The sequence below is a fragment of the Streptomyces sp. TLI_146 genome, from assembly GCF_002846415.1.
Lineage (GTDB): Bacteria > Actinomycetota > Actinomycetes > Streptomycetales > Streptomycetaceae > Streptomyces.
The window spans coordinates 2,014,690-2,038,799 of sequence record NZ_PJMX01000001.1 but is presented as its reverse complement, the minus strand read 5'-3'; the positions used below and the strand labels follow the sequence as shown (position 1 = coordinate 2,038,799).

15 protein-coding genes and 2 pseudogenes are annotated in these 24,110 nt (G+C 72.2%); 8 read left to right on the top strand and 9 right to left on the bottom strand.

Annotated features, from left to right (window positions below; genetic code table 11):
• Positions 1-105: 105 nt before the first annotated feature.
• Positions 106-756, bottom strand: coding sequence for a TetR family transcriptional regulator (locus tag BX283_RS09335; RefSeq protein WP_101387168.1), 651 nt, complete (start codon positions 754-756; stop codon positions 106-108).
• A gap of 194 nt (positions 757-950) precedes the next feature.
• Between BX283_RS09335 and BX283_RS09330 the strand changes: the two genes are divergently transcribed.
• A complete protein-coding gene (locus BX283_RS09330) occupies positions 951-2,180 on the top strand; it encodes an acyl-CoA dehydrogenase family protein (protein ID WP_101387167.1) in 1,230 nt (409 codons plus the stop codon).
• Positions 2,181-2,281: 101 nt separating this feature from the next.
• Here BX283_RS09330 and BX283_RS09325 read toward each other — a convergent pair whose 3' ends face one another.
• Genes BX283_RS09325 through BX283_RS09315 form a run of 3 tightly spaced genes read right to left on the bottom strand, consistent with a single transcriptional unit; the run spans position 2,282 to position 6,235 of the window.
• The gene (locus BX283_RS09325; RefSeq protein ID WP_101387166.1) at positions 2,282-2,770 is read right to left on the bottom strand and encodes a glutathione peroxidase; all 489 of its coding nucleotides are present in this window, start codon (positions 2,768-2,770) and stop codon (positions 2,282-2,284) included.
• 53 nt (positions 2,771-2,823) lie between these two features.
• Positions 2,824-3,699: an acyl-CoA thioesterase II gene (locus tag BX283_RS09320; protein ID WP_101387165.1), complete on the bottom strand. Its 876-nt coding sequence runs from the start codon at positions 3,697-3,699 to the stop codon at positions 2,824-2,826.
• 22 nt (positions 3,700-3,721) lie between these two features.
• The gene (locus BX283_RS09315) at positions 3,722-6,235 is read right to left on the bottom strand and encodes a DEAD/DEAH box helicase (RefSeq protein WP_373979152.1); all 2,514 of its coding nucleotides are present in this window, start codon (positions 6,233-6,235) and stop codon (positions 3,722-3,724) included.
• A 122-nt stretch (positions 6,236-6,357) separates the two neighbouring features.
• Between BX283_RS09315 and BX283_RS09310 the strand changes: the two genes are divergently transcribed.
• The 4 genes and pseudogenes from BX283_RS09310 to BX283_RS41510 all read left to right on the top strand — a co-directional run.
• Positions 6,358-7,149 (top strand): metal-dependent hydrolase, encoded by a 792-nt coding sequence (locus BX283_RS09310; RefSeq protein WP_101387163.1) that lies wholly within the window; start codon positions 6,358-6,360, stop codon positions 7,147-7,149.
• Positions 7,150-7,221: 72 nt separating this feature from the next.
• Positions 7,222-7,461 (top strand): hypothetical protein, encoded by a 240-nt coding sequence (locus BX283_RS09305; RefSeq protein ID WP_101387162.1) that lies wholly within the window; start codon positions 7,222-7,224, stop codon positions 7,459-7,461.
• Positions 7,458-9,233, top strand: a pseudogene (locus tag BX283_RS42425) (AAA family ATPase); the annotation flags it as partial. The gene BX283_RS09305 and the pseudogene BX283_RS42425, both read left to right, overlap by 4 nt.
• A gap of 198 nt (positions 9,234-9,431) precedes the next feature.
• Positions 9,432-10,766 (top strand): annotated as a pseudogene (locus BX283_RS41510) (hybrid sensor histidine kinase/response regulator); the annotation flags it as partial.
• A gap of 22 nt (positions 10,767-10,788) precedes the next feature.
• Here BX283_RS41510 and BX283_RS09295 read toward each other — a convergent pair.
• Positions 10,789-12,570, bottom strand: coding sequence for an ABC transporter ATP-binding protein (locus BX283_RS09295; RefSeq protein WP_101387161.1), 1,782 nt, complete (start codon positions 12,568-12,570; stop codon positions 10,789-10,791).
• Positions 12,567-14,381 carry an ABC transporter ATP-binding protein gene (locus tag BX283_RS09290; protein WP_101387160.1) on the bottom strand — a complete coding sequence of 605 codons (1,815 nt, stop codon included), beginning with the start codon at positions 14,379-14,381 and terminating at the stop codon, positions 12,567-12,569. Before BX283_RS09290 ends, BX283_RS09295 begins: the two co-directional genes overlap by 4 nt.
• A gap of 158 nt (positions 14,382-14,539) precedes the next feature.
• Here BX283_RS09290 and BX283_RS09285 point away from each other — a divergent pair, with 158 nt between their 5' ends.
• A complete protein-coding gene (locus BX283_RS09285; RefSeq protein WP_306822797.1) occupies positions 14,540-16,153 on the top strand; it encodes a peptide-N4-asparagine amidase in 1,614 nt (537 codons plus the stop codon).
• A 48-nt stretch (positions 16,154-16,201) separates the two neighbouring features.
• Here the strand turns inward: BX283_RS09285 and BX283_RS09280 are convergent, their stop codons facing one another.
• From BX283_RS09280 to BX283_RS09270, 3 genes are all read right to left on the bottom strand, one after another.
• Positions 16,202-17,617, bottom strand: a complete 1,416-nt coding sequence (locus BX283_RS09280; RefSeq protein WP_101387158.1) for a Gfo/Idh/MocA family protein — start codon at positions 17,615-17,617, stop codon at positions 16,202-16,204.
• Positions 17,618-17,860: 243 nt separating this feature from the next.
• A complete protein-coding gene (locus BX283_RS09275) occupies positions 17,861-20,833 on the bottom strand; it encodes an FAD-binding and (Fe-S)-binding domain-containing protein (RefSeq protein ID WP_101387157.1) in 2,973 nt (990 codons plus the stop codon).
• Between the two features lie 13 nt (positions 20,834-20,846).
• Positions 20,847-21,290 (bottom strand): MarR family winged helix-turn-helix transcriptional regulator, encoded by a 444-nt coding sequence (locus BX283_RS09270; RefSeq protein WP_101387156.1) that lies wholly within the window; start codon positions 21,288-21,290, stop codon positions 20,847-20,849.
• Between the two features lie 149 nt (positions 21,291-21,439).
• Between BX283_RS09270 and BX283_RS09265 the strand changes: the two genes are divergently transcribed.
• Positions 21,440-23,245, top strand: coding sequence for an ABC transporter ATP-binding protein (locus BX283_RS09265; RefSeq protein WP_101387155.1), 1,806 nt, complete (start codon positions 21,440-21,442; stop codon positions 23,243-23,245).
• Positions 23,246-23,272: 27 nt separating this feature from the next.
• On the top strand, positions 23,273-24,106 hold the full coding sequence (mltG, locus tag BX283_RS09260; protein ID WP_101387154.1) for an endolytic transglycosylase MltG: 834 nt from the start codon (positions 23,273-23,275) through the stop codon (positions 24,104-24,106).
• The last annotated feature ends 4 nt before the right edge of the window (positions 24,107-24,110 follow it).

Here is a 24,110-nt window from a genome sequence, read left to right as displayed (position 1 = left end):
GGTAGTTAGGGGCGCGGGGAACTGCGCGACCAGCCACGGACGGTCTGCAGACGACTGAGACCTGCGGGGTCCGGGGGCGAAGCCCCCGGACGGGAGGGGTGGGGCTCAGAAGCCCGGGCCGCCCGCGCGGTCCGCCGCCGCGGCCAGGCGGCCCCACAGCAGGTCCGCCAGACCCCGTACCAACTCCGCCCGCGAGCAGGGGCGTTCGCCCAGCCACCAGTCGCCCGCCGCATGCATCATGCCGACGATCCCGTGGCCCCACACCCGCGCCAGCGCCTCGCTCCCCGGACCCAGGTCGATCCGCTCGGCGATCACCACGCCCAGCTCCTCGCCCATCCGCCGCAGCAGCGGCGCGGAGTGCCGTCCCACGTCGAACCCGGCGTGCTCACCGCTGCCGGTCTCCTCTGCGGGGTGCATCAGGAAGCGGTACACCTGCGGCCGCGCCTCGATCGCCACGAGATACGTCTCCAGCGTCGACTCGACCCGCTCGCGGCGCTCCGCGGGCGCGTCCAGCGCCGCCCGCAGCGCCGCGAGCAGCGCGTCCGTGTGGCGCTGCGCCAGCGCCCGGTAGAGCCCGCCCTTGTCCCCGAAGTGCCGGTACAGGATCGGCTTGGTGATCCCCGCCTCCGCGGCGATCGCGTTCATCGACGCCTTGGGGCCGTCCCGGAGCACCACCCGGTCCGCCGCCTCCAGCAGTTCCCGCCGACGGCTCTCGGCCGACGTCCGCTGCTGCTCGGCCTGGTGTGTGGTCTCCATGGCTTCGTCTCCCCGCCCGTACTCGTCCTGCGTCTTGCGTTGTTCCGCGATCCGGAATGCCTGCGCAACGTAACACTTGGGCCAGGTCTCGCGCTGATCGAGCGATGGTCGGTTGACAGGCTCTACCGGCCAGTAACATACTGCCGTTACCGCAAGTAACGCTTGACTGTGGCACGGGAAGTGGTGGAGGGGACATGGCTGAGTTCACGATGGAGCTCAACGACGACCAGAAGCAGGTCAGGGACTGGTTGCACGGGTTCGCGAAGGACGTCATCCGGCCCGCCGCCGCGGAGTGGGACGAGCGCGAGGAGACCCCCTGGCCGGTGATCCAGGAAGCCGCCAAGGTCGGAATCTACTCCCTGGACTTCTACGCCCAGCAGTTCTTCGACCCGACCGGTCTCGGTATCCCGGTCGCCATGGAGGAGCTGTTCTGGGGCGACGCGGGCATCGCCCTGTCGATCGTCGGGACCGGCCTCGCCGCCGTCGGCGTCCTCGCCAACGGCACCGAGGAGCAGATCGGCACCTGGATACCCCAGATGTACGGCGACGTGGACGACGTGAAGGTCGCCGCCTTCTGCTCCTCCGAGCCGGACGCGGGATCCGACGTCGCCTCCATGCGGACCAAGGCCGTGTACGACGAGGCCAAGGACGAGTGGGTCCTCAACGGCACCAAGACCTGGGCCACCAACGGCGGCATCGCCAATGTGCACGTCGTGGTCGCGGTCGTCGACCCGGAGCTCGGCTCCAAGGGGCACGCCTCGTTCATCGTGCCGCCGAACACCCCCGGTCTGTCCCAGGGGCAGAAGTTCAAGAAGCACGGCATCCGCGCCTCGCACACCGCCGAGGTCGTGCTCGAAGACGTCCGCGTCCCCGGGCACTGCCTGCTCGGCGGCAAGGAGAAGCTCGACGAGCGGCTCGCCCGGGCCCGCGAGAAGGTCAGGGCCGGCGGCGGCGAGCGGGTGAAGAACGCCGCCATGGCCACCTTCGAGGCCTCCCGCCCGGCCGTCGGCGCCATGGCGGTCGGCACGGCCCGCGCCGCCTACGACTACGCGCTCGAATACGCCAAGGGCCGCGAGCAGTTCGGCCGCCCGATCATCGACAACCAGGGCGTCGCGTTCCAGCTCGCCGACATGCGTACGCAGATCGACGCGGCCCGGCTGCTGGTGTGGCGCGCCTCCTGGATGGCCACGGCGGGCCGGCCCTTCACCTCCGCCGAGGGCTCGATGTCCAAGCTGTTCGCGAGCGAGACCGCCAAGAAGGTCACCGCGCAGGCGATCCAGATCCTCGGCGGCAACGGCTACACCCGCGAGTACCCGGTGGAGCGCATGCACCGCGACGCGGCCATCTACACGATCTTCGAGGGCACCAGCGAGATCCAGCGACTCGTGATCGCCCGCACCCTCTCGGGCATGCCGATCCGCTAACCTCCCCACCGGCCAGGAGACCGGCTCCGTTCCCGTGTGGCGGGAACGGAGCCGCGTTGTTTCCCCGGCGGGCCGGACAGTGTGGACCGGACAGCGGTGGATCAGACCGGCAGCTGCGCCTCGATCGCCGCGACGAGCTCCGGGGCCTCCGGCTCGGTGCGCGGACGGATCCGGGCGACCACCTCGCCGGCGGGGGAGAGCAGGAACTTCTCGAAGTTCCACTGGATGTCACCGGCCTCGCCGTCCGCGTCCGCGACCTCGATGAGGCGCTGGTACAGCGGGTGGCGGCCGTCGCCGTTCACGTCCGTCTTCTCCAGGAGCGGAAACGTCACTCCGTACGTCGCCGAGCAGAACGTCTGGATCTCCTCGGCGCTGCCGGGCTCCTGGGCGCCGAACTGGTTGCAGGGCACGCCGAGTACGGTGAAGCCGCGCTCGCCGTACTGCGCCTGGAGGCGCTCCAGACCGGCGTACTGCGGGGTCAGACCGCACTTGGACGCCACGTTCACGACCAGCACCGCCTTGCCCTTGTAGTCGGCCAGCGAGGTGGGCTCGCCGGACAGGGTGCGCAGCGGGATGTCGTACAGGCTCATCGGCAGACTCCTCGTAACAGGGGGATGTGGGGATGTAAGGGGATACGGACCGGTCAGTCGCCGGTCGGCAGCGGGCGGAACAGGCCCTCCTGGACCACCGACACCAGCAGCCGGCCCTCGCGGTCGTAGATGCGGCCGCGGGCCAGGCCCCGGCCGCCGGTCGCGATGGGGGACTCCTGGTCGTACAGGAACCACTCGTCGGCCCGGAACGGCCGGTGGAACCACATCGCGTGGTCGAGCGAGGCCATGTCGAAGCCCCGGGGGCCCCACAGCGGCTCGACCGGGATGCGGACCGCGTCGAGCAGTGTCATGTCGGACGCGTAGGTCAGCGCGCAGGTGTGCACCAGCGGGTCGTCGCCCAGCGGGCCGACCGCGCGCATCCACACCGCGCTGCGCGGGTCCGCGTCCTTGATCTCGTCCGGGGTCCAGCGCAGCCGGTCCACATATCGGATGTCGAAGGGCTGGCGGCGCGCCATCCGCTCCAGGGCCTCCGGCAGGGCGCCCAGGTGCTCGCGGATCTCGTCCACGAGCTTTGGGAGCGTGTCCGGCGGCACCAGATGGCGCGGCGGCAGCTGGTGCTCGATGCTGCCCGGCTCCGGCTGGTGGAAGGACGCCGTCAGATTGAAGATCGTGCGGCCCTGCTGGACCGCGGTGACCCGGCGGGTGGTGAACGACCGGCCGTCCCGGACCCGCTCGACCTGGTAGACGATCGGGACGCCGGGGCGGCCGGGGCGCAGGAAGTAGGCGTGCAGCGAGTGCACCGGGCGCTCGCCGTCCGTGGTGCGCCCGGCCGCCACCAGCGCCTGCCCGGCCACCTGGCCGCCGAAGACGCGCTGCAGGGACTCCTGCGGGCTGCGGCCGCGGAAGATGTCGACCTCGATCTGCTCCAGGTCGAGCAGATCGACGAGTCTTTCGGCGGGGTTCGTCATGGGTCCGTCTCCACTCTCGTGATCACAGCTCGCCTACGTCCGTCACCCGGATCACCGCCCGGCCCTCCTCGTCGGAGGCCGCGAGGTCGACCTCCGCGCTGATGCCCCAGCCATGGTCGCCGTTCGGGTCGGCGAAGGTCTGCCGCACACGCCACAGCCCGTGCGCCGCATCCTCCTCGATCGCCAGCAGCTTGGGGCCGCGCGCGTCGGGGCCGGTGCCCAGGTCCTCGTACTCGTCCCAGTACTTGTCCATCGCGTCGCCCCACGCGTCCGCGTCCCAGCCGGACTCCGCGTCCAGCTCGCCGAGCGCGGCCACGTTGTCGAGCGCGGCCAGCTCCACCCGGCGGAACATCGCGTTGCGCACCAGGACGCGGAAGGCGCGGGCGTTCGCCGTGACCGGCTTGACCTCGTCGGCCTTCTCCTGGGCCTGCTCGGCCGTCTCGATCTCCGGGTTGGCGAGCTGCTCCCACTCGTCGAGCAGGCTGGAGTCGACCTGGCGGACCATCTCGCCGAGCCAGGCGATCAGGTCCTCCAGGTCCTCGGTCTTCAGGTCGTCCGGGATGGTGTGGTCGAGCGCCTTGTACGCGCTCGCCAGATAGCGCAGGACGATGCCCTCGGTGCGCGCCAGCTCGTACCAGGAGGTGAACTCCGTGAAGGTGAGCGCCCGTTCGTACATGTCACGGATGACGGACTTCGGCGAGACCGGGTGGTCGCCCACCCACGGGTGCGACTTCTTGTAGACGTTGTACGCGTGCCACAGCAGCTCCTCCAGCGGCTTCGGGTACGAGATGTCCTGGAGCCGCTCCATGCGCTCCTCGTACTCGACGCCGTCCGCCTTCATCTGCCCGACGGCCTCGCCGCGCGCCTTGTTCTGCATGGCGGCGAGGATCTGGCGCGGGTCGTCGAGCGTCGACTCGACCACCGAGACCATGTCCAGCGCGTACGAGGGCGACTCCGGGTCGAGCAGGTCGAAGGCGGCCAGGGCGAACGTGGACAGCGGCTGGTTGAGCGCGAAGTCCTGCTGGAGGTCGACGGTGAGCCGGATGGTGCGGCCCTCGGCGTCCGGGGTGTCCAGCTGCTCCACCACACCGCCGTCCAGCAGCGAGCGGTAGATGGCGATGGCGCGGCGGATGTGCCGCAGCTGCGCCTTGCGCGGCTCGTGGTTGTCCTCCAGGAGACGGCGCATCGCCTCGAAGGCGTTGCCCGGCCGGGCGATCACCGAGAGCAGCATGATGTTGGTGACGCGGAAGCGCGAGGTCAGCGGCTCGGGATCGGCGGCGATCAGCTTCTCGAAGGTGGTGTCCGACCAGGCCACGAAGCCCTCGGGGGCCTTCTTGCGGACCACCTTGCGGCGCTTCTTCGGGTCGTCGCCCGCCTTGGCGAGCGCCTTCTCGTTCTCGATGACATGCTCGGGCGCCTGGGCGACCACGAACCCGGCGGTGTCGAACCCGGCCCGCCCGGCCCGGCCCGCGATCTGGTGGAACTCACGGGCGCGCAGGGTGCGCACCCGGTTGCCGTCGTACTTGGTGAGCGCGGTGAACAGCACGGTGCGGATGGGCACGTTGACGCCGACGCCCAGCGTGTCCGTACCGCAGATCACCTTCAGCAGGCCCGCCTGCGCCAGCTTCTCCACCAGGCGGCGGTACTTGGGCAGCATGCCCGCGTGGTGCACGCCGATGCCGTGGCGCACATAGCGCGAGAGGTTCTGGCCGAACTTGGTGGTGAAGCGGAAGTTGCCGATCAGCTCCGCGATGGCGTCCTTCTCCTCGCGCGTACACATGTTGATCGACATCAGCGACTGCGCGCGCTCGACCGCCTGGGCCTGGGTGAAGTGCACGATGTAGACCGGCGACTGCCTGGTCTCCAGGAGCTCGGTCAGCGTCTCGGTGATGGGCGTGGTGACGTACTCGTACGAGAGCGGGACCGGGCGGGTCGCCGAGCGGACCACGGCGGTCTCCCGGCCGGTGCGCCGGGTCAGGTCCTTCTCGAACATCGAGACGTCACCGAGGGTGGCCGACATCAGGACGAACTGGGCCTGCGGCAGTTCCAGGATCGGGATCTGCCAGGCCCAGCCGCGGTCCGCCTCCGCGTAGAAGTGGAACTCGTCCATCACGACCTGGCCGATGTCGGCGTGCTTGCCGTCGCGCAGCGCGATGGAGGCGAGGACCTCGGCGGTGCAGCAGATGACCGGCGCGTCCGCGTTCACGGACGCGTCGCCGGTGAGCATGCCGACGTTCTCGGTGCCGAAGAGCTTGCAGAGGTCGAAGAACTTCTCCGAGACGAGCGCCTTGATCGGCGCGGTGTAGAACGTGACCTCGTCCCGGGCCAGCGCCGCGAAGTGCGCACCCGCCGCCACCAGGCTCTTTCCCGAGCCGGTGGGGGTGGAGAGGATCACGTTGTTGCCCGAGACCACCTCGATCAGGGCTTCCTCCTGCGCCGGGTACAGGGAGATGCCCCGCTCCTCGGCCCAGGTGGAGAAGGCCTCGAAAAGGGCATCGGGGTCGGCACTCGGCGGCAGCTGATCGATAAGGGTCACGCCCCCATCTTGCCTGGCTTCACCCCGTGAGAGGGAACCGGAGGAGGACGACAAGATCAAGAGCGATAGGCTGCGACGTCAACTGGGCCACGGGACAACAGGAAAAGGGGCGGGGCACGGTCATGATGGGACCTGCGCACTCACTGTCAGGAGCGGCGGCCTGGCTGGGGGTGGGGGCCGCCACCGCGGCCGCGGGGCACGCCATGCCCTGGCCGGTGCTCGTCGTCGGCGCGCTGATCAGCGCCGGGGCGGCGCTCGCGCCCGACCTCGACCACAAGTCCGCGACCATCTCGCGCGCCTTCGGACCGGTCTCCCGGGCTCTGTGCGGCATCGTCGACGACCTCTCGCACGCCGTCTACAAGGCGACCCGGGGCCCCGGCGACCCGCGCCGCAACGGCGGCCACCGCACGCTGACCCACACCTGGCTGTGGGCCGTCCTCATCGGGGCGGGCGCCTCGGCCGCGGCGGTGTTCGGCGGGCGCTGGGCCGTCCTCGGCATCCTCTTCGTGCACGTCGTCCTCGCCGTGGAGGGCCTGCTGTGGCGGGCCGCGCGGATGTCCAGCGACGTCCTGGTGTGGCTGCTCGGCGCGGCCGGCGCCTGGATCATGGCCGGGGTCCTGGACAAGCCCGGCAACGGCTCGGACTGGCTCTTCACCGGCTCCGGCCAGGAGTACCTGTGGCTGGGCCTGCCGATCGTGCTCGGCGCCCTGGTCCACGACATCGGGGACGCGCTGACCGTCTCCGGCTGCCCGATCCTGTGGCCGATCCCGCTGGGCCGCAAGCGCTGGTACCCGCTGGGCCCGCCGAAGGCGATGCGGTTCCGGGCCGGGAGCTGGGTCGAGCTGAAGGTGCTGATGCCCGCGTTCATGGTGCTCGGCGGGGCCGGGGCGGCGGGGGCGCTCAACTTCATCTGAGCCCGCGGGCCGGGCCCGGCCCCGGGTGGGTTTGTGTGAACCGCCTGCGCCCGCGGCCCGCCGTGGCCGACGATGGGACCCGTCATCGCGGCGGCTCCCGCGTTCCGGGCGGACGCGCCGCGCTCGTACGGCAGTGAGGGCGGCGGGGGCGACCGCATGGGGCAGTTTCTGATGATGGCGCCGGAGCGCGGCAGCGGTGCGTCAACCCTGTTCGGGACCGGCGGCGACGGCGAGTCCGGCGTGATCGTCGCCAAGGGGACGGCCGAGGTGAACTTCGCCGTCCGGCTCGTCGGGAATCGCGCCGGAGCATGACCCGGCGGGAGGGGTTCGTCGTCAGGATCCGGCACGCCACGGGCGAACCCCCGATGGCGGCCGGAGTCGGCTGTGTCGTGGCCGAGAAACACATCGTGACCTGCGCCCATGTGGTCAACGCGGCGCTCGGCCGGGACATGGCCGACCGCGAGCGGCCGCCGGACAGCGCCAGGATCCGCGTCGACTTCCCCCTCCTGGGGGACGCCGAGGGCGCCCCGCTGCGCGAGTGCCGCGTCGCCGCCTGGGACCCGCCCGCGGCGCCCGGGCTCGGCGGGCGCGACACGGCCGGGCTCGTCGTGGTGGGCGACACGCTGCCGGTCGGCGCCGGTCCCGCCCGGCTGGTCGCGGTGCGGGGCGGCGGGGCCGAGGACGTGCGGGCCGGGGTGTTCGGCTATCCGGTGAGCCCGTCCCGTACGGCCAACGGCGCCTGGTCGTCCTGCCGGCTGCGGGGCGCGGTCGGCGGGGGACTGGTCCAGCTCGACGCCGAGAGCGAGTCCGCGCTGCGCGCCCAGCCCGGTTTCAGTGGCGCCCCGGTGATCGTGGGCGACGCGTGGGGCGACGCGGTCGTCGGGATGCTGGCGGTCGCCGGGCGGCAGGGCCGCACCGGCGACGCGTACGCGGTGCCCATGACCGAGGTGTCGGCCGCCTGGCCCGAGGTCCTCGGCGACAGCATGCTGCCGCCCTGTCCCTACCGGGGCCTGCGGTCCTTCACCGCCGCCGACGCCCGGGCCGGGCTCTTCGTCGGCCGCGAGCGGGAGGTCGCCGGGCTGCGGGCGATGGTCAAGGACCGGCCGCTGGTCGTGGTCACCGGCCCGTCCGGGGTCGGCAAGTCCTCGCTGGTGGCGGCCGGGCTCGAACCGGGGCTGCGCGCGGACGGCTGGTCGGTGGCCACCTTCCGCCCGGGCGCCACGCCGTACGACACGCTGGCCAGGGCGCTGCTCGACCTGGAGTGCCCCGGCGGCGACCACTCGCTCGAACAGCTGGAGCACCGCTGCCACGCCCTGCGCGAAGAGGGCTTCTGGCCGGTGGCGACCCGGGTGTCGGTGCTCTCGGGCCGCCGACTCGCGCTCATCGGCGACCAGTTCGAGGAGGTGTTCAGCGCCGGTGCGGACGGGGCGGACCCGGTGCGTTTCCTCCAGCAGACCTTCCCGCCGCCCGAGACGGTGCAGAGCCCCGATGTGCGCCTCGTCTGCACCCTGCGCTCCGACTTCCTGCCCGATCTGCTGGAGCTGGCGGACATCGGGCCACGGCTGCAGGACCGGCAGCTGAACGTGTCCCCGCTCGACGAGGCGGCGCTGACCCGGGTGATCGTGGAGCCGGCCGCGCTCGCCGGAGTGACCTTCACCGAGGGGCTGGCGGAGGCCGTCGCGGCCGAGGCGAGCAAGGGGCCGGGCGGGCTGCCGCTCCTTGAGTTCGCCCTGACCGAGCTGTGGCCGATGCAGCGCGAGCGCCGGATCAGCTTCGACAGCTACCACGGCCTGGGCGGCGTCTCGGGCGCCCTCAACCGCCATGCCGAGCAGGTCTACCGCTTCTTGACCCAGACTCTGGACGAGGCCCGCATCCGGCGCGTCCTGCTCTCCATGATCCGGGCCCGGGGCGGCGCCGCCAGCGCGGTACGGGTCGCGGCCCGGCGCGAGCACCTCGGCGCCGACTGGTACGTGGCCCAGCTGATGGCCGACCCCGAGCGGCGTCTGGTCGTCCTGGGGCCGGAGGGGCCCGGCACGGCGGAGATCGCCCACGAGGCCCTGATCCGGGGCTGGCAGCGGCTGGCCGGCTGGGTGGACGAGGACGCCGACTTCCAGCAGTGGCTGGCGGTCGCGGAGGAGCGGGCGACGGAGGGCGACCTGCTGTCCGCCGCTCGGGTCGCGGAGGCGCAGCGCTGGCTGGACGAGCGCCCTGACGACATTCCGCCGGAGGTCGGGGCGCTGACGCGCAGGAGCCTCGCGGTGCTGGTCGAACAGGAGCGCACCGAGCGGCAGATGAAGGCGCTCCAGGCCTCCAACGCGGAGCTGGAGGAGAAGGCCGAGCTCCTCGCGCGCGCCAACCGGGACATCGAGGTGAAGAACCACGAGATCGAGGAGGCCCGCCAGGTCCTGGAGGAGCGGGCGGAGATGCTGGCGGTCTCGATGCAGTTCCGGTCGGAGTTCCTCGCCAACATGTCCCACGAGCTGCGCACTCCGCTGAACTCCATGCTGATCCTCGCGAAGCTGCTGGCCGACAACGTCGACGGCAACCTCTCCTCCCGGCAGGTCGAGTTCGCCGAGACGATCCACCGCGCGGGCTCCGACCTGCTCCAGCTCATCAGCGAGATCCTGGACCTCTCCAGCATCGAGGCGGGCCGGATGCACATCTCCCCCGCCATGGTCCGGCTGGCCCAGCTGGTGGACCACGTGGACGCGATGTTCCGCCCGCTGATGGCGGAGAAGGGGCTCCACTTCTCCGTGAGCCTGGCCCCCGGGCTCCCCGCCGAGCTGCACACCGACGAGCAGCGGCTGCTCCAGGTGCTGCGCAACCTGCTCTCCAACGCGCTGAAGTTCACCGATGTGGACGGGGCCGTGGAGCTGCGGATCGGCCAGGCGGGCCAGCGCGTGGTGTTCTCGGTCTCGGACTCGGGGATCGGCATCCCCGCCGACAGAATCCAGATGATCTTCGACGCGTTCCAGCAGGCCGACGGCACGACGAGCCGCAGATACGGCGGTACGGGGCTCGGTCTGACCATCAGCCGCGAGATGGCCGGGCTGCTGGGCGGCGAGATCCGCTGTGAGAGCGAGGTCGGCCGGGGCTCGACGTTCACCCTCGACCTGCCGAGGGAGCCGGTGGACATGGCGGGCCCCGAAGCGCCGCCCGAGCCGCCGCCCCAGGCGAAGTCGGTCCTGCTTCCGTCGTTCACCGGCAGTTTTCACGGCGAGTACGTCCTGGTGGTCGACGACGACGTACGCAATGTCTTCGCCCTCACCTCGGTCCTCGAAAAGAACGGGCTGTGCGTCCTCTACGCCGAGAGCGGCCAGGAGGCCATCGAACTGCTCGAAGGACACACCGACATCGCGCTCGTCCTGATGGACGTGATGATGCCGCACATGGACGGCAACGAGGCGACGGCACGGATCCGGCGTATGCCGGGCCGTGAGGCTCTGCCGGTCATCGCGCTCACCGCCAAGGCCATGCCGGGCGATCGCGAACGCTGCATCGAGGCGGGCGCATCGGCGTATCTGACCAAGCCGGTCGACCCCGACGCCCTGCTGACCACGATCGGGAAGTGTCTGTCCCGGGAGGCGGTCGGTCCGGGAGATGCCTTCCCCGACTGACCGCCGCGCCCCCAGTCGCGCCTCACCCGTGCCAGGACCGCCACAGCGCCGCGTACGCCCCGTCCGCCTCGACCAGGGCGTCATGGCTGCCCAGCTCGCTGATGCGGCCGTTCTCGACCACCGCGATCACGTCCGCGTCGTGCGCGGTGTGCAGCCGGTGGGCGATCGCCACGACCGTACGGCCGTCCAGCACCCGGGCCAGCGAGCGCTCCAGGTGCCGTGCGGCGCGCGGGTCCAGGAGCGAGGTCGCCTCGTCCAGGACCAGCGTGTGCGGGTCCGCCAGGACGAGCCGGGCCAGCGCGATCTGCTGGGCCTGGGCCGGGGTGAGGGAGAGCCCGCCGGAGCCGACCTCGGTGTCCAGGCCGTCGTCGAGCGCCCGCGCCCAGTCGTCGGCGTCGACCGCGCCCAGGGCCGCCCACAGCTCGGCGTCCCCGGCGCCCTGCCGGGCGAGCAGCAGGTTGTCCCGCAGCGAGCCCACGAACACATGGTGCTCCTGGTTGACCAGCGCCACATGCTCGCGCACCCGCTCGGCGGGCATCCGCGACAGTTCCGCCTCGCCGAGCGTGACGCGGCCCTCGCGCGGGGCGTAGATGCCCGCCAGCAGCCGCCCGAGCGTGGACTTGCCCGCGCCGGACGGGCCCACCAGGGCCAGCCGGGTGCCCGGCGCCACCGACAGGGAGACCTGGTGCAGTACGTCCACGCCCTCGCGGTAGCCGAAGCGCACCCCGGCCGCCTCGACGTCCCGGCCGTCCGGGCGCACCTCGGCGTCGCCCGCGTCCGGCTCGATCTCCCGGACGCCGACGAGCCGGGCCAGCGAGACCTGGGCCTCCTGGAGCTCGTCGTACCAGCGCAGGATGAGGCCGACCGGCTCGACCAGCATCTGGGCGAGGAGCGCGCCGGTGGTCAACTGGCCCACCGTCAGCCAGTCGTGGAGGACGAACGTGCCGCCGATCATCAGCACCGCGAGCATGATCGTCATATGGGTGAAGCTGATCACCGGGAAGAGCACCGACCGCAGCCACAGCGTGTACCGCTCCCACGCGGTCCACTCGGTGATCCGCTGCTCGGACAGCGCGATCCGGCGCTCGCCCAGCCGGTGCGCCTCGACGGTCCGGCCCGCGTCGACGGTCTCGGCGAGCACGGCCGCGACCGCCGCGTACCCGGCGGTCTCCGAACGGTACGCCGAGGGCGCCCGCTTGAAGTACCAGCGGCACCCGGTGACCAGCAGCGGCGCGGCGACCAGCACCGCGAGCGCCAGCGGGGGCGCGGTGACGCCGAGCGCGCCCAGGAGCAGCAGCGCCCACACCACCCCGATGGCCAGCTGCGGCACGGCCTCGCGCATCGCGTTGGACAGCCGGTCGATGTCGGTGGTGATCCGGGAGAGCAGATCGCCGGTGCCCGCCCGCTCCAGGACGCCCGGCGGCAGCCCCACCGACCGCACCAGGAAGTCCTCGCGCAGATCGGCCAGCATCTCCTCGCCGAGCATCGCGCCGCGCAGCCGCACCAGCCGGACGAACAGGGTCTGCACGAGCAGCGCGAGCGCGAACAGCGCGGCCGTGCGCTCCAGATGGAGGTCCCGTGCGTCGTTCGACAGGTCCTCGACCACGCCGCCGAGCAGATACGGGCCGACCATCGAGGCGATCACCGCGATCGCGTTGACGCCGACGAGCAGCGCGAACGCCGTACGGTGGCGCCGCATCAGCTCACGTACGTACGCCAGGACGGTCGCCGGGGTGCCCACGGGCAGGGTGGTGGCCGACCGCGGGGCCGCCGGGTCGTACTCGGGTGGTGCCACGCCGATCATGCCGTCTCCTCCCAGGTCTGAAGTGCGTCTGTCTCTTCGTCGGTCTCGCGGGTGACCACCGCGCGGTAGCGGGTGTCGGTGTGCAGCAGCTCGCGGTGCACCCCGACCGAGGCGACCTCGCCGTCGTGCACGAGGACGACCCGGTCCGCCAGGTCCAGCAGCAGCGGCGACGAGGAGAACACCACCGTCGTACGGCCCGCGCGCAGCCGCTTGATGCCGCCCGCGACCCGCGACTCGGTGTGCGAGTCGACGGCCGAGGTCGGCTCGTCCAGGACGAGCACGTCCGGGTCGGTCACCAACGACCGTGCCAGCGCCAGGCGTTGGCGCTGGCCGCCGGAGAGTGACCGGCCGCGCTCGGTGATCCGGGTGCGCATCGGGTCGCCGTCGGTGTCCACCGACGCCTGCGCCAGCGCGTCGAGGACGTCGTCGCACTGCGCCGCCGCCAGGGCCTCGTCGGGCGTGACCTTTCCGGACGAGGGCACGTCCAGGAGCTCGTGGAGCGTGCCGGAGAGCAGCACCGGGTCCTTGTCCTGCACCAGGACGGCGGCCCGTGCCGCATCCAGCGGGAGCCCGTCGAGCGCGACCCCGCCGAGCAGGGCGGACGGCAGGCCGTCGGCCTCGACGGCGTGCCCGCCCAGCCGCTCGGCCAGCCGTCCGGCCGCGTCCGGGTCGCCGCACACCACGGCCGTGAACCGGCCCTCGGGCGCGAGGAGTCCGCTCGCCGGGTCGTACAGGTCGCCGGACGGCCCCTCGGCCCCTGCCTCCTGTGCACCCGCCCGGGACGGCACCCCCGTGTCCGTCCCGGACGGGTCGATGGAACGGCTCAGCGCGAGCACCCGGGCCGCGCGCTTGGCCGAGGGCCGCGAGAAGGAGTACGCCATGGCGATCTCCTCGAAGTGGCGCAGCGGGTACAGCATCAGCGTCACCGCGCTGTAGACGGTGACCAGTTCACCGACCTCGATCCGGCCGTCGCGGGCCAGCGAAGCGCCGTACCAGACCACCGCGATCAGCAGCAGGCCCGGCAGCAGCACCTGGACCGCGGAGATCAGCGACCACATACGGGCGCTGCGCACGGCGGCCCCGCGGACCTGCTGGGAGGCCTCGCGGTAGCGGCCGAGGAAGAGCTCCTCGCCGCCGATGCCGCGCAGCACCCGCAGCCCGGCCACGGTGTCCGAGGCCAGCTCGGTGGCGCGGCCCGCCTTCTCGCGCTGGACGTCGGCCCGCCGGGTGGCGTGCGGCAGCAACGGCAGGACGGCCAGGGCCAGTACGGGAACGCCGAGGGCGACCACGACGCCGAGGGCCGGCTGGTACAGCACCAGGCCGACACAGATGATCACCAGTGTCACGGCGGCCGCCGCGAACCGCGACAGCGCCTCCACGAACCAGCCGATCTTCTCGACGTCGCTGGTGGAGACCGCCACGACCTCGCCCGCAGCGACCCGGCGCGTGAGCACCGAACCGAGCTCGGCGGTCTTGCGCGCGAGCAGCTGCTGCACGCGTGCGGCGGCCGTGATCCAGTTGGTCACCGCGGTGCGGTGCAGCATGGTCTCGCCGACGGCGATGGCCACACCGAGCAGCGCGAGGAGGCCGCCCGCGAGCGCGAGCCGCGCCCCCGAGCGGTCGATCACGGCCTGGACGGCGATGCCCACGGCGAGCGGCAGCCCGGCGATGCCGCACTGGTGCAGCAGCCCCCAGGCCAGCGACTTGAGCTGTCCGGCGAGCTGGCCGCGGCCCAGCCACAGCAGGAAGCGGGGACCCGAGCGGACGTCCGGTTCGCCTGGATCCGTATAAGGAAGATCGCGAATCTGCATGACGTCCCAAGGATCGGAAAGAGTGGTTCAAACCGAACAAGGTTCGCGTTCGGCGGAGCCCCGGGGCAAACGATTTTCGCGTCCGGGAGACCGGAACACGCCAAGACCGGCGGTCCACCCCTGGCGCACGGCGCCCGCTCGCGCTTCACTCCTGACGCATGAGATCACTCAGGATCATGTCCATGATCGGCGGTCTGGTACTCGCGGCGGGCGCGCTGCTCGGCGCAGGCCCGGCCGCGGCGGCCGCCCAACCGGCCGAGCCGCCCGCCGAGTTCGGCACCGACTGGCACGACCCGGTCACCGCGGCGCCGCCGGTCGCCGTCCCGCACACCCGCGGCTGCCAAGTCACCCTGGCGCAGGCGCAGTTCCGCGACTTCACGCCGTACAAGGGGAGTTACGCGCCGCCCAAGGGGTGCGGCGAACGGTGGAGCAAGGTGGTGCTGCGGCTCGACGGCACCGTCAAGGGCAGGCAGTACGACCGCCTCGGCTACCTCCACGTCGGCGGCGTCGAGGTGCTGCGGACGTCGACGCCCGAGCCCTCGCCGGACGGCATCGCCTGGAACGTGGAGAAGGACGTCACCCGCTACAGCGACACCTTCCGCTCGGCGCAGCCCGTGGAGATGCTCATCGGCAACGTTGTCGACGAGACGTACACCGGCGTGATCGACGTCAAGGTCACGCTGACGTTCTACGCCGCCGAGGGCCGCGTGAAGCCCGCCGCGACGCCGGACAAGGTGCTGCCGCTGGAGGGCACCACGCTGACCACGCCGCGCAACTCCGAACGCATTCTCGCCGAGGTGTACGCGACCGGCTCGGGCGGCGGCTGCGAGGAGTTCTGGTACCTCGCGGTGCCCGACCCCGCGCCCTACTCCTGCAAGGCCGCCGCCGGACCCAACCGCGAGGTGCGGATCAAGGTCGACGGCCGACTCGCCGGAATCGCCTCACCGTTCCCGAACGTGTGGACCGGCGGCTGGTCCAACCCCTTCCTCTGGTACGTCGTCCCGGCGCCCCACGCCTTCGACGTCCGGCCGATCGAGTACGACCTGACGCCGTACGCGGCGCTGCTCAACGACGGCCGCGCGCACCAGGTGGAGGTGTCGGTGGCCGGGGTCCCCGAGGGGCAGTCCGGCTGGTCGACACCGGTCAACGTGCTGGTCTGGCAGGACCGGGGCAGCGAGGTCGTCACCGGGGCGCTCACCCGCCACGAGGAGAGCGCGCCCACCGACTCCACCACCTACACGCCCGGAACCGAACTGCGCCTCGACGCGAAGGCGGGCCACCGGCTGACCACGGCGGGTTATGTGGACACCTCGCACGGCCGCGTCACCACCACGGTCGCCCGCGGCGTCGCCGCCGACACGGTCCACCGCTGGACCGAGGGCGAGAACACCGACGCCCTGAAGGGGAGTTGGACCGATGACAGCGCGGTCACCACGGACGGGCGCGGCCCTGCCGTCACCGCGCGCGTGCACCGTACGTACACGATGGACGGCACCATCACCATCGGCGCGGACAACCGGCTGCGGACCGTGATCACCCTCGGGGACCGCGCGGACTCCGCCACCCTGCGCGGCGGCCGGACCGCCTCCTTCTCGCATCTGGACGACACCTACCGGGGCGACGCCTCCTGGACCATGAACGTCCCGCGCGACCAGCGGCACGCCACCGGCACCTCCGCCGAGCGCTACCGTCTGTACGGCTCCGACGGCTGCTACGACCGGAGCCTGAGGACCGCCCAGGGCACTCTCACCGAGGATCTGCGGCGCTGCTGACGACGGGTGCGGGGCCCGTGCTCGCCGCCAAGCACGGGCCCCGCGGCATCAGGCCTCGGCAGGCTTCTCGGAGTCCATGCCGGGGCGGGGTCGGTGCCATTCACCGCGGGTGAAGTCGGGGATCCGCTGGGGCGCGCCCTTCGCCTTGAGCGAGAGGTGGCTCAGCGGCACCGGCGCCGACCAGGTCGCCGCGTCGTACACGTCGAAGTCCGGGACGAGCCCGAGGCGCATGCACTGCATCGTGCGGAACACCAGCATGTAGTCCATGCCGCCGTGCCCGCCGGGCGGGTTGGCGTGCTCCTTCCAGAGCCAGTGGTCCCAGTCGGTGTACTTCGAGAAGTCGCCCCAGTTGTCGTCGTGCTGGTCCGGCTCCAGGTAGATCCGCTCCGGGTAGTCCTCGAAGACACCCTTGGTGCCGCCGAGGCTGTTGATGCGGCTGTAGGGGTGCGGCGTCGACACGTCGTGCTCCAGCCGGATCACCCGGCCCTTGGCCGTCTGCACCAGACTGATCGTCCGGTCGCTCTCGATGTACGACTCCTTGAAGCTGGGGTCGCCCGCGGGCATATGGGCCGCGCGGTACTCGGCGAGGCCGAGCGCGGGCGTGCCGACGCTGACGATGGACACCACGCGGTCACCGCGGTTGACGTCCATGTAGTTGGCGACCGGGCCGAAGCCGTGCGTGGGGTAGAGGTCGCCGCGCAGCCGGGTGTGCCACAGCCGCCGCCAGGGCCCCTCGTAGTACTTCGGGTCGAACATCAGACCGCGCAGATCGTGGATGTACGCGCCCGCGCCGTGCAGCAGCTCGCCGAACTTGCCCGCGTGCGCCATCCGCAGCACCCGCATCTCGTTCCTGCCGTAACAGCAGTTCTCCAGCTGCATGCAGTGGCGTCTGGTGCGTTCGGAGAGGTCGACCAGCTCCCACAGCTGGTCCAGGCGCATCGAGGCCGGGCACTCCACGCCCGCGTGCACCCCGTTGAGCAGGGCCGCCTTGGTGATGTCGAAGTGGGAGTCCCAGGGCGTGGCGATGTGCACGAAGTCGATGTCGCCGCGCCTGAGGAGGTGTTCGTAGTCGTGGTCGCCGTTGACGTAGACGGCGGGCGCGGGCTGGCCCGCCGCGATCACCTTGGCGGCGGCGCTCTCCGTCTTGGCCCTCACCGGGTCGCAGAGCGCCACGACCCGCACCCCGGGGACGGCGAGGTACAGGTCGATCATGCTCCCGCCGCGGTTGCCGAGGCCGATCAGGCCCACCCGGACCGTGGAGCGCCGCTGGAACGGCACCCCGATCATGGTCCTGCCCTGGCGCTTGGGCGCGGGCGCCTCCTGGGGCTGGGCCGGGGCCTGTTCGGCGGCCGAGGCGCTGCCCGTGCCCAGGCCGCCGATTCCGATCCCGGCGCCCGCGGCCCCCGCCGTCCACAGGACGTCACGTCGGCTGATGTCGTGGTTCTGCGGAGCTGCGTCGTTCATCGAGTCTCCTGGAAAGAGAGGGAGCTGATTTCTGCGCGGCGTTACACGAACCTCGGTAAGGACCATGGTTGTTGGGGCTGCTGCCGCGCAAGGGGGCCTGTCGACGCTCGGGGCCGCCCCGGGAAGGTACACCGCTGCACCCCGTCACGGTACGTCCGGATACGCCCGGGTCGTGGGAGGCGCGGGGAACGGACGCCGACGGGTCGTTGACGGTCCGTCAGTCACCGTCGGCCCGTGCGCGGCTCAGGTGCGCCGCAGATACTCCGGACCGGGCCGGGTCGCACGCTCCAGCTCCAGCAGTACGGAGACGTAGGCGCGGCCGGTCGCCCGCTCCATGCCGATCTCGCACATCCGGTTCGCGGAGAGGTGCGCATCGAAGTGACGGCCCGTCACCTCGGCCGCCTCCCGTGCGGTCGCCGCCCCCGTGAGCTCCTGGTGGAGCATCCCCCGGTCGCCCGCGAAGGCGCAGCACCCCGCGTCGTCCGGCACCACGACCTCTTCCGCGCAGGCCTCGGCGACGGCCCGCAGTCGCGCCTCGTCGCCCAAATGCCGCAGGGAGCACGTCGGGTGGAGCACGGCCGAGCGCGCCCGGCGCAGCACCGTCAGCTCCGGCAGCAGCTCATCGGCGGCCCACACCACCGAGTCCACGACGGTCAGCGCGGCGTGCAACTCCCGGTTGTCCGCGGTGAGATACGGCACCACCTCGCGCGCGATGCCCAAGGTGCAGGAGGAAGCGTCGACGACCAGCGGGAGCGTGCCGCCGGCCGTCCAGCCCCAGGCGGCCTCGACGATCCGGTTGGCCATCACGGCGTTGCCCAGCTCGTACCCCTTCGAGTGCCAGATGGTGGCGCAGCAGGTGCCCCTCACGTCCTCGGGGATCCACACCGGCTTCCCCGCGCGCGTGGCGAGAGCCACCACGGCCTGCGGCAGCGACGGGCCCCGGTGGCCCTCCGGCTCCCCGAAGATCCGGTTGACGCAGGCCGGGTAGTACACGGCGCTCGCGCCGACCCGTCGCGTACGGGGCAGGGCGCGGGCGGCGGCGCCCGGGATCTCGGGCAGCCACTCGGGCACCAGATCGGGGCGCACGGCCCTGCGGGCGAGGCCCGTCACGCGCGCGAGGGCGCGGTCGCCGACGCGGTCCCCGAGGGCGCGGGCGGCGGCCACCGCGAGGCGCGCCGAGGCCTCCACGGCCTTGAAGTGCCGGGCGGTGAGGGCGGCGGCCCGCTCCTCGCGCGGGCTGTGCCGCAGATGCCGGAAGTGCTTCATCAGGGCGCCGGTGTCGATGCCGACCGGGCAGTCGAGCGCACAGGTCGAGTCGCCCGCGCAGGTGTCCACGGCGTCGTATCCGTACGCGTCGAGCAGCGCGTCCTGGACCGGCGAGCCGTCGCCCTGGCGCATCATCTCCCGCCGCAGCACGATCCGTTGGCGGGGTGTGGTGGTCAGGTCGCGGCTGGGGCAGGTGGGCTCGCAGAAGCCGCACTCGATGCACGGGTCCGCGATCCGCTCCACCTTCGGGATGGTCTTGAGGCCGCGCAGATGGGCGCGCGGGTCGCGGTCGAGCACGATCCTCGGCGCGAGCACCCCGTCCGGGTCGATGAGCTGCTTGGTCCGCCACATCAGCTCGGTGGCCCGCGGCCCCCACTCCAGCTCCAGGAACGGCGCGATGTTGCGGCCGGTGGCGTGCTCGGCCTTGAGCGAGCCGTCGAAGCGCTCCACGGTCAGGCGGCAGAAGTCGGCCATGAACGCGGCGTACCGCTCGACGTCGGAGGGCTCGGCCGCGTCGAACGCCAGCAGGAAGTGGAGGTTGCCGTGGGCCGCGTGGCCCGCGACGGCCGCGTCGAAGCCATGGGTCTCCTGGAGGGCGAGCAGCGCCTCGCAGGCCTCGGCGAGCCGTGGCGGCGGCACCGCGAAGTCCTCGGTGATCAGCGTCGTCCCGGCCGGGCGGGAGCCGCCGACCGCCGTCACGAACGCCTTGCGGGCCTTCCAGTACCCGGCGATCGCCTCCGGGTCCCGGGTGAACGCGTTGGTCACCGAGGCGACCGGGGCCACCAGGTCGAGCCCGGCGAGCACCCGGGCGGCCGCCTCCTCGTACGCCTCACGGGCCGCCTCGTCCGCCGCGCGGAACTCCACGAGCAGCGCGGCCGTCTCCTTGGGCAGCGCGGCCCAGTCGGCGGGGACGCCCGCCACGCTCACCGAGGCGCGCAGGGTGTTGCCGTCGATCAGCTCCACGGCGAGCGCCCCGGCCTCGTTGAAGAGCGGCACCGCCGCGGCGGCGGCCGGGAGCGTGGGGAAGAAGAGCAGCGCCGTGCTGAGCAGGCGCTCCAGCGGCAGGGTGTCGAAGACGACCTCGGAGAGGAAGCCGAAGGTGCCCTGGGAGCCGACCATCAGTCCGCGCAGGATCTCCACCGGCGTCGAGCCGTCGAGGAACGCGTCGAGCCGGTAGCCGTTGGTGTTCTTGATCGTGTACTTGGCGCGGATCCGGGCGGTGAGCTCCGGGTCCGCCTCGATCTCCGCCTTGAGCGCCAGCAGGCCCGCGCACAGCCGGGGTTCGGCGTGCGCCAGGTCGTCGTCGGCGCGCGGGTCGCCGGTGTCGACCACGGTGCCGCTCGGCAGGACGAAGGTGAGCGAGGCGACCGTACGGTACGAGTTGCGGGTCGTGCCCGCCGTCATGCCCGAGGCGTTGTTGGCGACCACCCCGCCGATCGTGCAGGCGAGCGCGCTGGCCGGGTCGGGGCCGAGGACGCGGCCGTGCCGGGCGAGCGCCGCGTTGGCCTGCGCGACGGTCGTGCCGGGCCGGATCCGGGCGCGGGCGCCGCCGTCCAGGACCTCGACACCGGCCCAGTGGCGGCGCACGTCCACGAGAATGTCCTCGCCCTGCGCCTGGCCGTTGAGGCTGGTCCCGGCCGCCCGGAAGACGACCTCGCGGCCCTTGCCGTGCGCGTACGAGAGGACGGCCGAGACGTCGTCGATGTCCTCGGCGACCACCACGACCTGGGGGACGAACCGGTAAGGGCTGGCGTCCGAGGCGTACCGCACCAGGTCGGAGACCTTCCACAGCACCTTCTCGGCGCCGAGCAGGGCGGTCAGCTCACCGCGCAGCGGCTGAGGGGTGCCGTCCGCGAGCCGGTCGGGGACCCGGTCCGGGACCGTGTCCGGGGATTCAGTACGCCGCCCGGAGGGGCGCAGGGCTTGCGGCTTCGGCTCCAGGAGCGGCATGCGGCGGATCCCCTCAGCAGCGGCGCTCCGGCACTCCGTCGACCAGAGCGGACAGCAGTCCGCCGAGCACCTCGCGCTGGTCGGCGGACAGCGGCGCCAGGATCTCCTCCGCCGCGCCCCGGCGCGCGCCGCGCAGGGAACGCAGCGTCGCCCGGCCGGTGTCGGTGAGCTCGATACGCACCACGCGGCGGTTGGTCGGGTCGGGGACCCGGCGCACGTTGCCACTCTCCTCCAGCCCGTCGACCAGGGTGGTCACGGCGCGCGGGACCACCTCCAGACGGGCGGCGAGATCGGCCATGCGGGGCGGGCTCTCGTAGTGCGCGACCGTCCGCAGCAGCCGGGACTGGGCGGGGGTGATGCCGACCGGCTCCAGATGCTGCTTGTGGATGCGGTGGAGCCGGCGGGTGAGCCGGAGCAGCTGCTCGGCCAGCACGCCGTCGGCGTCGGTGGTGCTCATACGGGAACAATAACAGGACCTTGTGCATTGTGAGTATAGGTAACAGTGAGCTATGCTCCACAAAGTCCTGTCAGTGGCGTCGCCCCAGCGGGCCGTACGGACCTGCGAACGGCGCCGTCCTGCCGTCCCACCCCTTGCCGAAGGAGCCCATGCACCCCGAAGAATCCTCCTGGACGCCCTCGCCCCGTGACCGCGAGCAGCCGCCCGCCCAGACGCGGCGCATCCTGCGGCTCTTCCGCCCCTACCGCGGCCGGCTGGCGATCGTCGGCCTGCTGGTCGCCGCGTCCTCACTCGTCTCGGTCGCCTCGCCGTTCCTGCTGCGCGAGATCCTGGACGTCGCCATCCCGCAGGGCCGCACCGGGCTGCTCAGCCTGCTCGCCCTGGGCATGCTCGCCACCGCCGTCGTCACCGGGGTCTTCGGCGTCCTGCAGACGCTGATCTCGACGACCGTCGGCCAGCGCGTCATGCACGACCTGCGCACCGGTGTCTACGCCCAGCTCCAGCGGATGCCGCTCGCCTTCTTCACCCGGACCCGGACCGGCGAGGTCCAGTCCCGCATCGCCAACGACATCGGCGGCATGCAGGCGACCGTCACCTCCACCGCCACCTCGCTCGTCTCCAACCTCACGGCCGTGATCGCCACCGTCGTCGCCATGCTGGCGCTCGACTGGCGGCTGACCGCCGTCTCGCTGCTCCTGCTGCCGGTCTTCGTCTGGATCAGCCGCAAGGTCGGGCGCGAGCGCAAGAAGATCACGACCCAGCGCCAGAAGCAGATGGCCGCGATGGCCGCCGAGGTCACCGAGTCGCTGTCGGTCAGCGGCATCCTGCTCGGCCGCACCATGGGCCGCGCCGACTCGCTCACCAAGTCCTTCGCCGCCGAGTCCGAGCGCCTGGTCGACCTCGAAGTGCGCTCCAGCATGGCCGGGCGGTGGCGGATGTCGACCATCGGCATCGTCATGGCCGCCATGCCCGCCGTCATCTACTGGGCGGCGGGCATCGCCCTCCAGTCCGGCGGCCCCTCGATCTCCATCGGCACGCTCGTCGCGTTCGTCTCGCTTCAGCAGGGCCTGTTCCGGCCCGCCGTGAGCCTGCTCTCCACCGGCGTGCAGATGCAGACCTCGCTCGCCCTCTTCCAGCGCATCTTCGAATACCTCGACCTCCCGGTCGACATCACCGAGACCGAGGACCCGGTCCGCCTGGAGAAGGTCCGCGGCGAGATCCGCTTCGAGTCGGTCGACTTCAGTTACGACGAGAAGAGCGGCCCCACCCTCAGCGGGGTCGACCTGACCGTCCCGGCCGGCACCAGCCTCGCCGTCGTCGGTCCCACCGGCTCCGGCAAGTCCACGCTCAGCTATCTGGTGCCCCGGCTGTACGACGTGACGGGCGGCCGGGTCACGCTCGACGGCGTCGACGTGCGCGACCTGGACTTCGACACCCTCGCGCGCGCGGTCGGCGTCGTCTCCCAGGAGACCTACCTCTTCCACGCCTCCGTCGCCGACAACCTGCGCTTCGCCAAGCCCGACGCCACCGCCGAGGAACTGGAGGCCGCCGCCCGCACGGCCCAGATCCACGACCACATCGCCTCGCTGCCCGATGGCTACGACACGGTGGTCGGCGAGCGCGGCTACCGCTTCTCCGGCGGCGAGAAGCAGCGGCTCGCCATCGCCCGGACGATCCTGCGCGACCCGCCCGTCCTGATCCTGGACGAGGCGACCAGCGCACTGGACACCCGTACGGAACACGCGGTGCAGCAGGCCATCGACGCGCTCTCGGCGGGCCGCACCACGCTCACCATCGCGCACCGGCTCTCCACCGTCCGCGACGCGGACCAGATCGTCGTCCTGGACGGCGGCCGGATAGCCGAGCGCGGCACTCACGAGCAACTGCTCGACCAGGACGGCAAGTACGCCGCACTGGTGCGCCGCGACGCACGGCTGGCGCCGGTCGCCTCCTGACGGGGGTCGCGGGTTTACCGTGCCTGTATGACGGAGTCCACGCGCGGGGCGTCCGGCCCCCGGCCCCGGCTCACCCGGCGCGGCCGGCTGCTCCTGGGCCTCCTCGCCCTGCTGCTCGTGGTGGGAGGAGCGGTGCTCGTCCTGGTGCTGCGGGAGACCGGCGGCAAGGTGAAGTCCCTGGTCGTCCCGGAGGGCTGGCGGGCCGGGCAGGTGTACGCCGCGGTCGACAAGAGCCTCGGCGTGGCGGCGGGCACCACCCGCCGGGCGGCCTCCGAGGCGGAGCTCGCCCTCCCGGCCGACGCCCGGGGCAACCCCGAGGGCTATCTGTTCCCGGCCACCTACCCGGTGACGGGGAAGACCACCCCGCGCGGACTGCTCGCCTATATGGTCGACACCGCCAACAAGCGGTTCGGCAAGGACCACATCGGCGCGGGCGCCCGACGGCAGGGCATGACGGTCTATCAGACCGTGACCGTCGCCAGCATCGTGCAGGCCGAGGCCGACACCGCCGCCGACATGGGCAGGGTCTCCCGGGTCGTCCACAACCGGCTGGCCAAGGGCATGCCGCTGCAGATGGACTCGACGCTCAACTACGCGCTCAACCGTTCCACCCTGGCCACCACCCACGCCGACACCCGCACCGACAGCCCGTACAACACCTACGCGCGCGGCGGGCTGCCGCCGACACCGATCGGCAACCCGGGACAACAGGCGCTGGACGCGGCGATCGCCCCGCCGCCGGGGGACTGGCTCTACTTCGTCACGGTGGCGCCCGGGGACACGCGCTTCACGGCGGACTACGCGGAACAGCAGCGAAACGTACGGGAGTTCAACCGGAACCAGGCCAAAGTCACCCGCTGAGCGA

What these genes read in the sequence shown, in the direction of transcription:
- BX283_RS09335 (WP_101387168.1), bottom strand. Translation starts at nt 756, where the DNA reads ATGGAGACCACACACCAGGCCGAGCAGCAGCGGACGTCGGCCGAGAGC.
- BX283_RS09330 (WP_101387167.1), top strand. Translation starts at nt 951, where the DNA reads ATGGCTGAGTTCACGATGGAGCTCAACGACGACCAGAAGCAGGTCAGG.
- BX283_RS09325 (WP_101387166.1), bottom strand. Translation starts at nt 2,770, where the DNA reads ATGAGCCTGTACGACATCCCGCTGCGCACCCTGTCCGGCGAGCCCACC.
- BX283_RS09320 (WP_101387165.1), bottom strand. Translation starts at nt 3,699, where the DNA reads ATGACGAACCCCGCCGAAAGACTCGTCGATCTGCTCGACCTGGAGCAG.
- BX283_RS09310 (WP_101387163.1), top strand. Translation starts at nt 6,358, where the DNA reads ATGATGGGACCTGCGCACTCACTGTCAGGAGCGGCGGCCTGGCTGGGG.
- BX283_RS09305 (WP_101387162.1), top strand. Translation starts at nt 7,222, where the DNA reads ATGGGACCCGTCATCGCGGCGGCTCCCGCGTTCCGGGCGGACGCGCCG.
- BX283_RS09295 (WP_101387161.1), bottom strand. Translation starts at nt 12,570, where the DNA reads ATGATCGGCGTGGCACCACCCGAGTACGACCCGGCGGCCCCGCGGTCG.
- BX283_RS09290 (WP_101387160.1), bottom strand. Translation starts at nt 14,381, where the DNA reads ATGCAGATTCGCGATCTTCCTTATACGGATCCAGGCGAACCGGACGTC.
- BX283_RS09285 (WP_306822797.1), top strand. Translation starts at nt 14,540, where the DNA reads ATGAGATCACTCAGGATCATGTCCATGATCGGCGGTCTGGTACTCGCG.
- BX283_RS09280 (WP_101387158.1), bottom strand. Translation starts at nt 17,617, where the DNA reads ATGAACGACGCAGCTCCGCAGAACCACGACATCAGCCGACGTGACGTC.
- BX283_RS09275 (WP_101387157.1), bottom strand. Translation starts at nt 20,833, where the DNA reads ATGCCGCTCCTGGAGCCGAAGCCGCAAGCCCTGCGCCCCTCCGGGCGG.
- BX283_RS09270 (WP_101387156.1), bottom strand. Translation starts at nt 21,290, where the DNA reads ATGAGCACCACCGACGCCGACGGCGTGCTGGCCGAGCAGCTGCTCCGG.
- BX283_RS09265 (WP_101387155.1), top strand. Translation starts at nt 21,440, where the DNA reads ATGCACCCCGAAGAATCCTCCTGGACGCCCTCGCCCCGTGACCGCGAG.
- mltG (WP_101387154.1), top strand. Translation starts at nt 23,273, where the DNA reads ATGACGGAGTCCACGCGCGGGGCGTCCGGCCCCCGGCCCCGGCTCACC.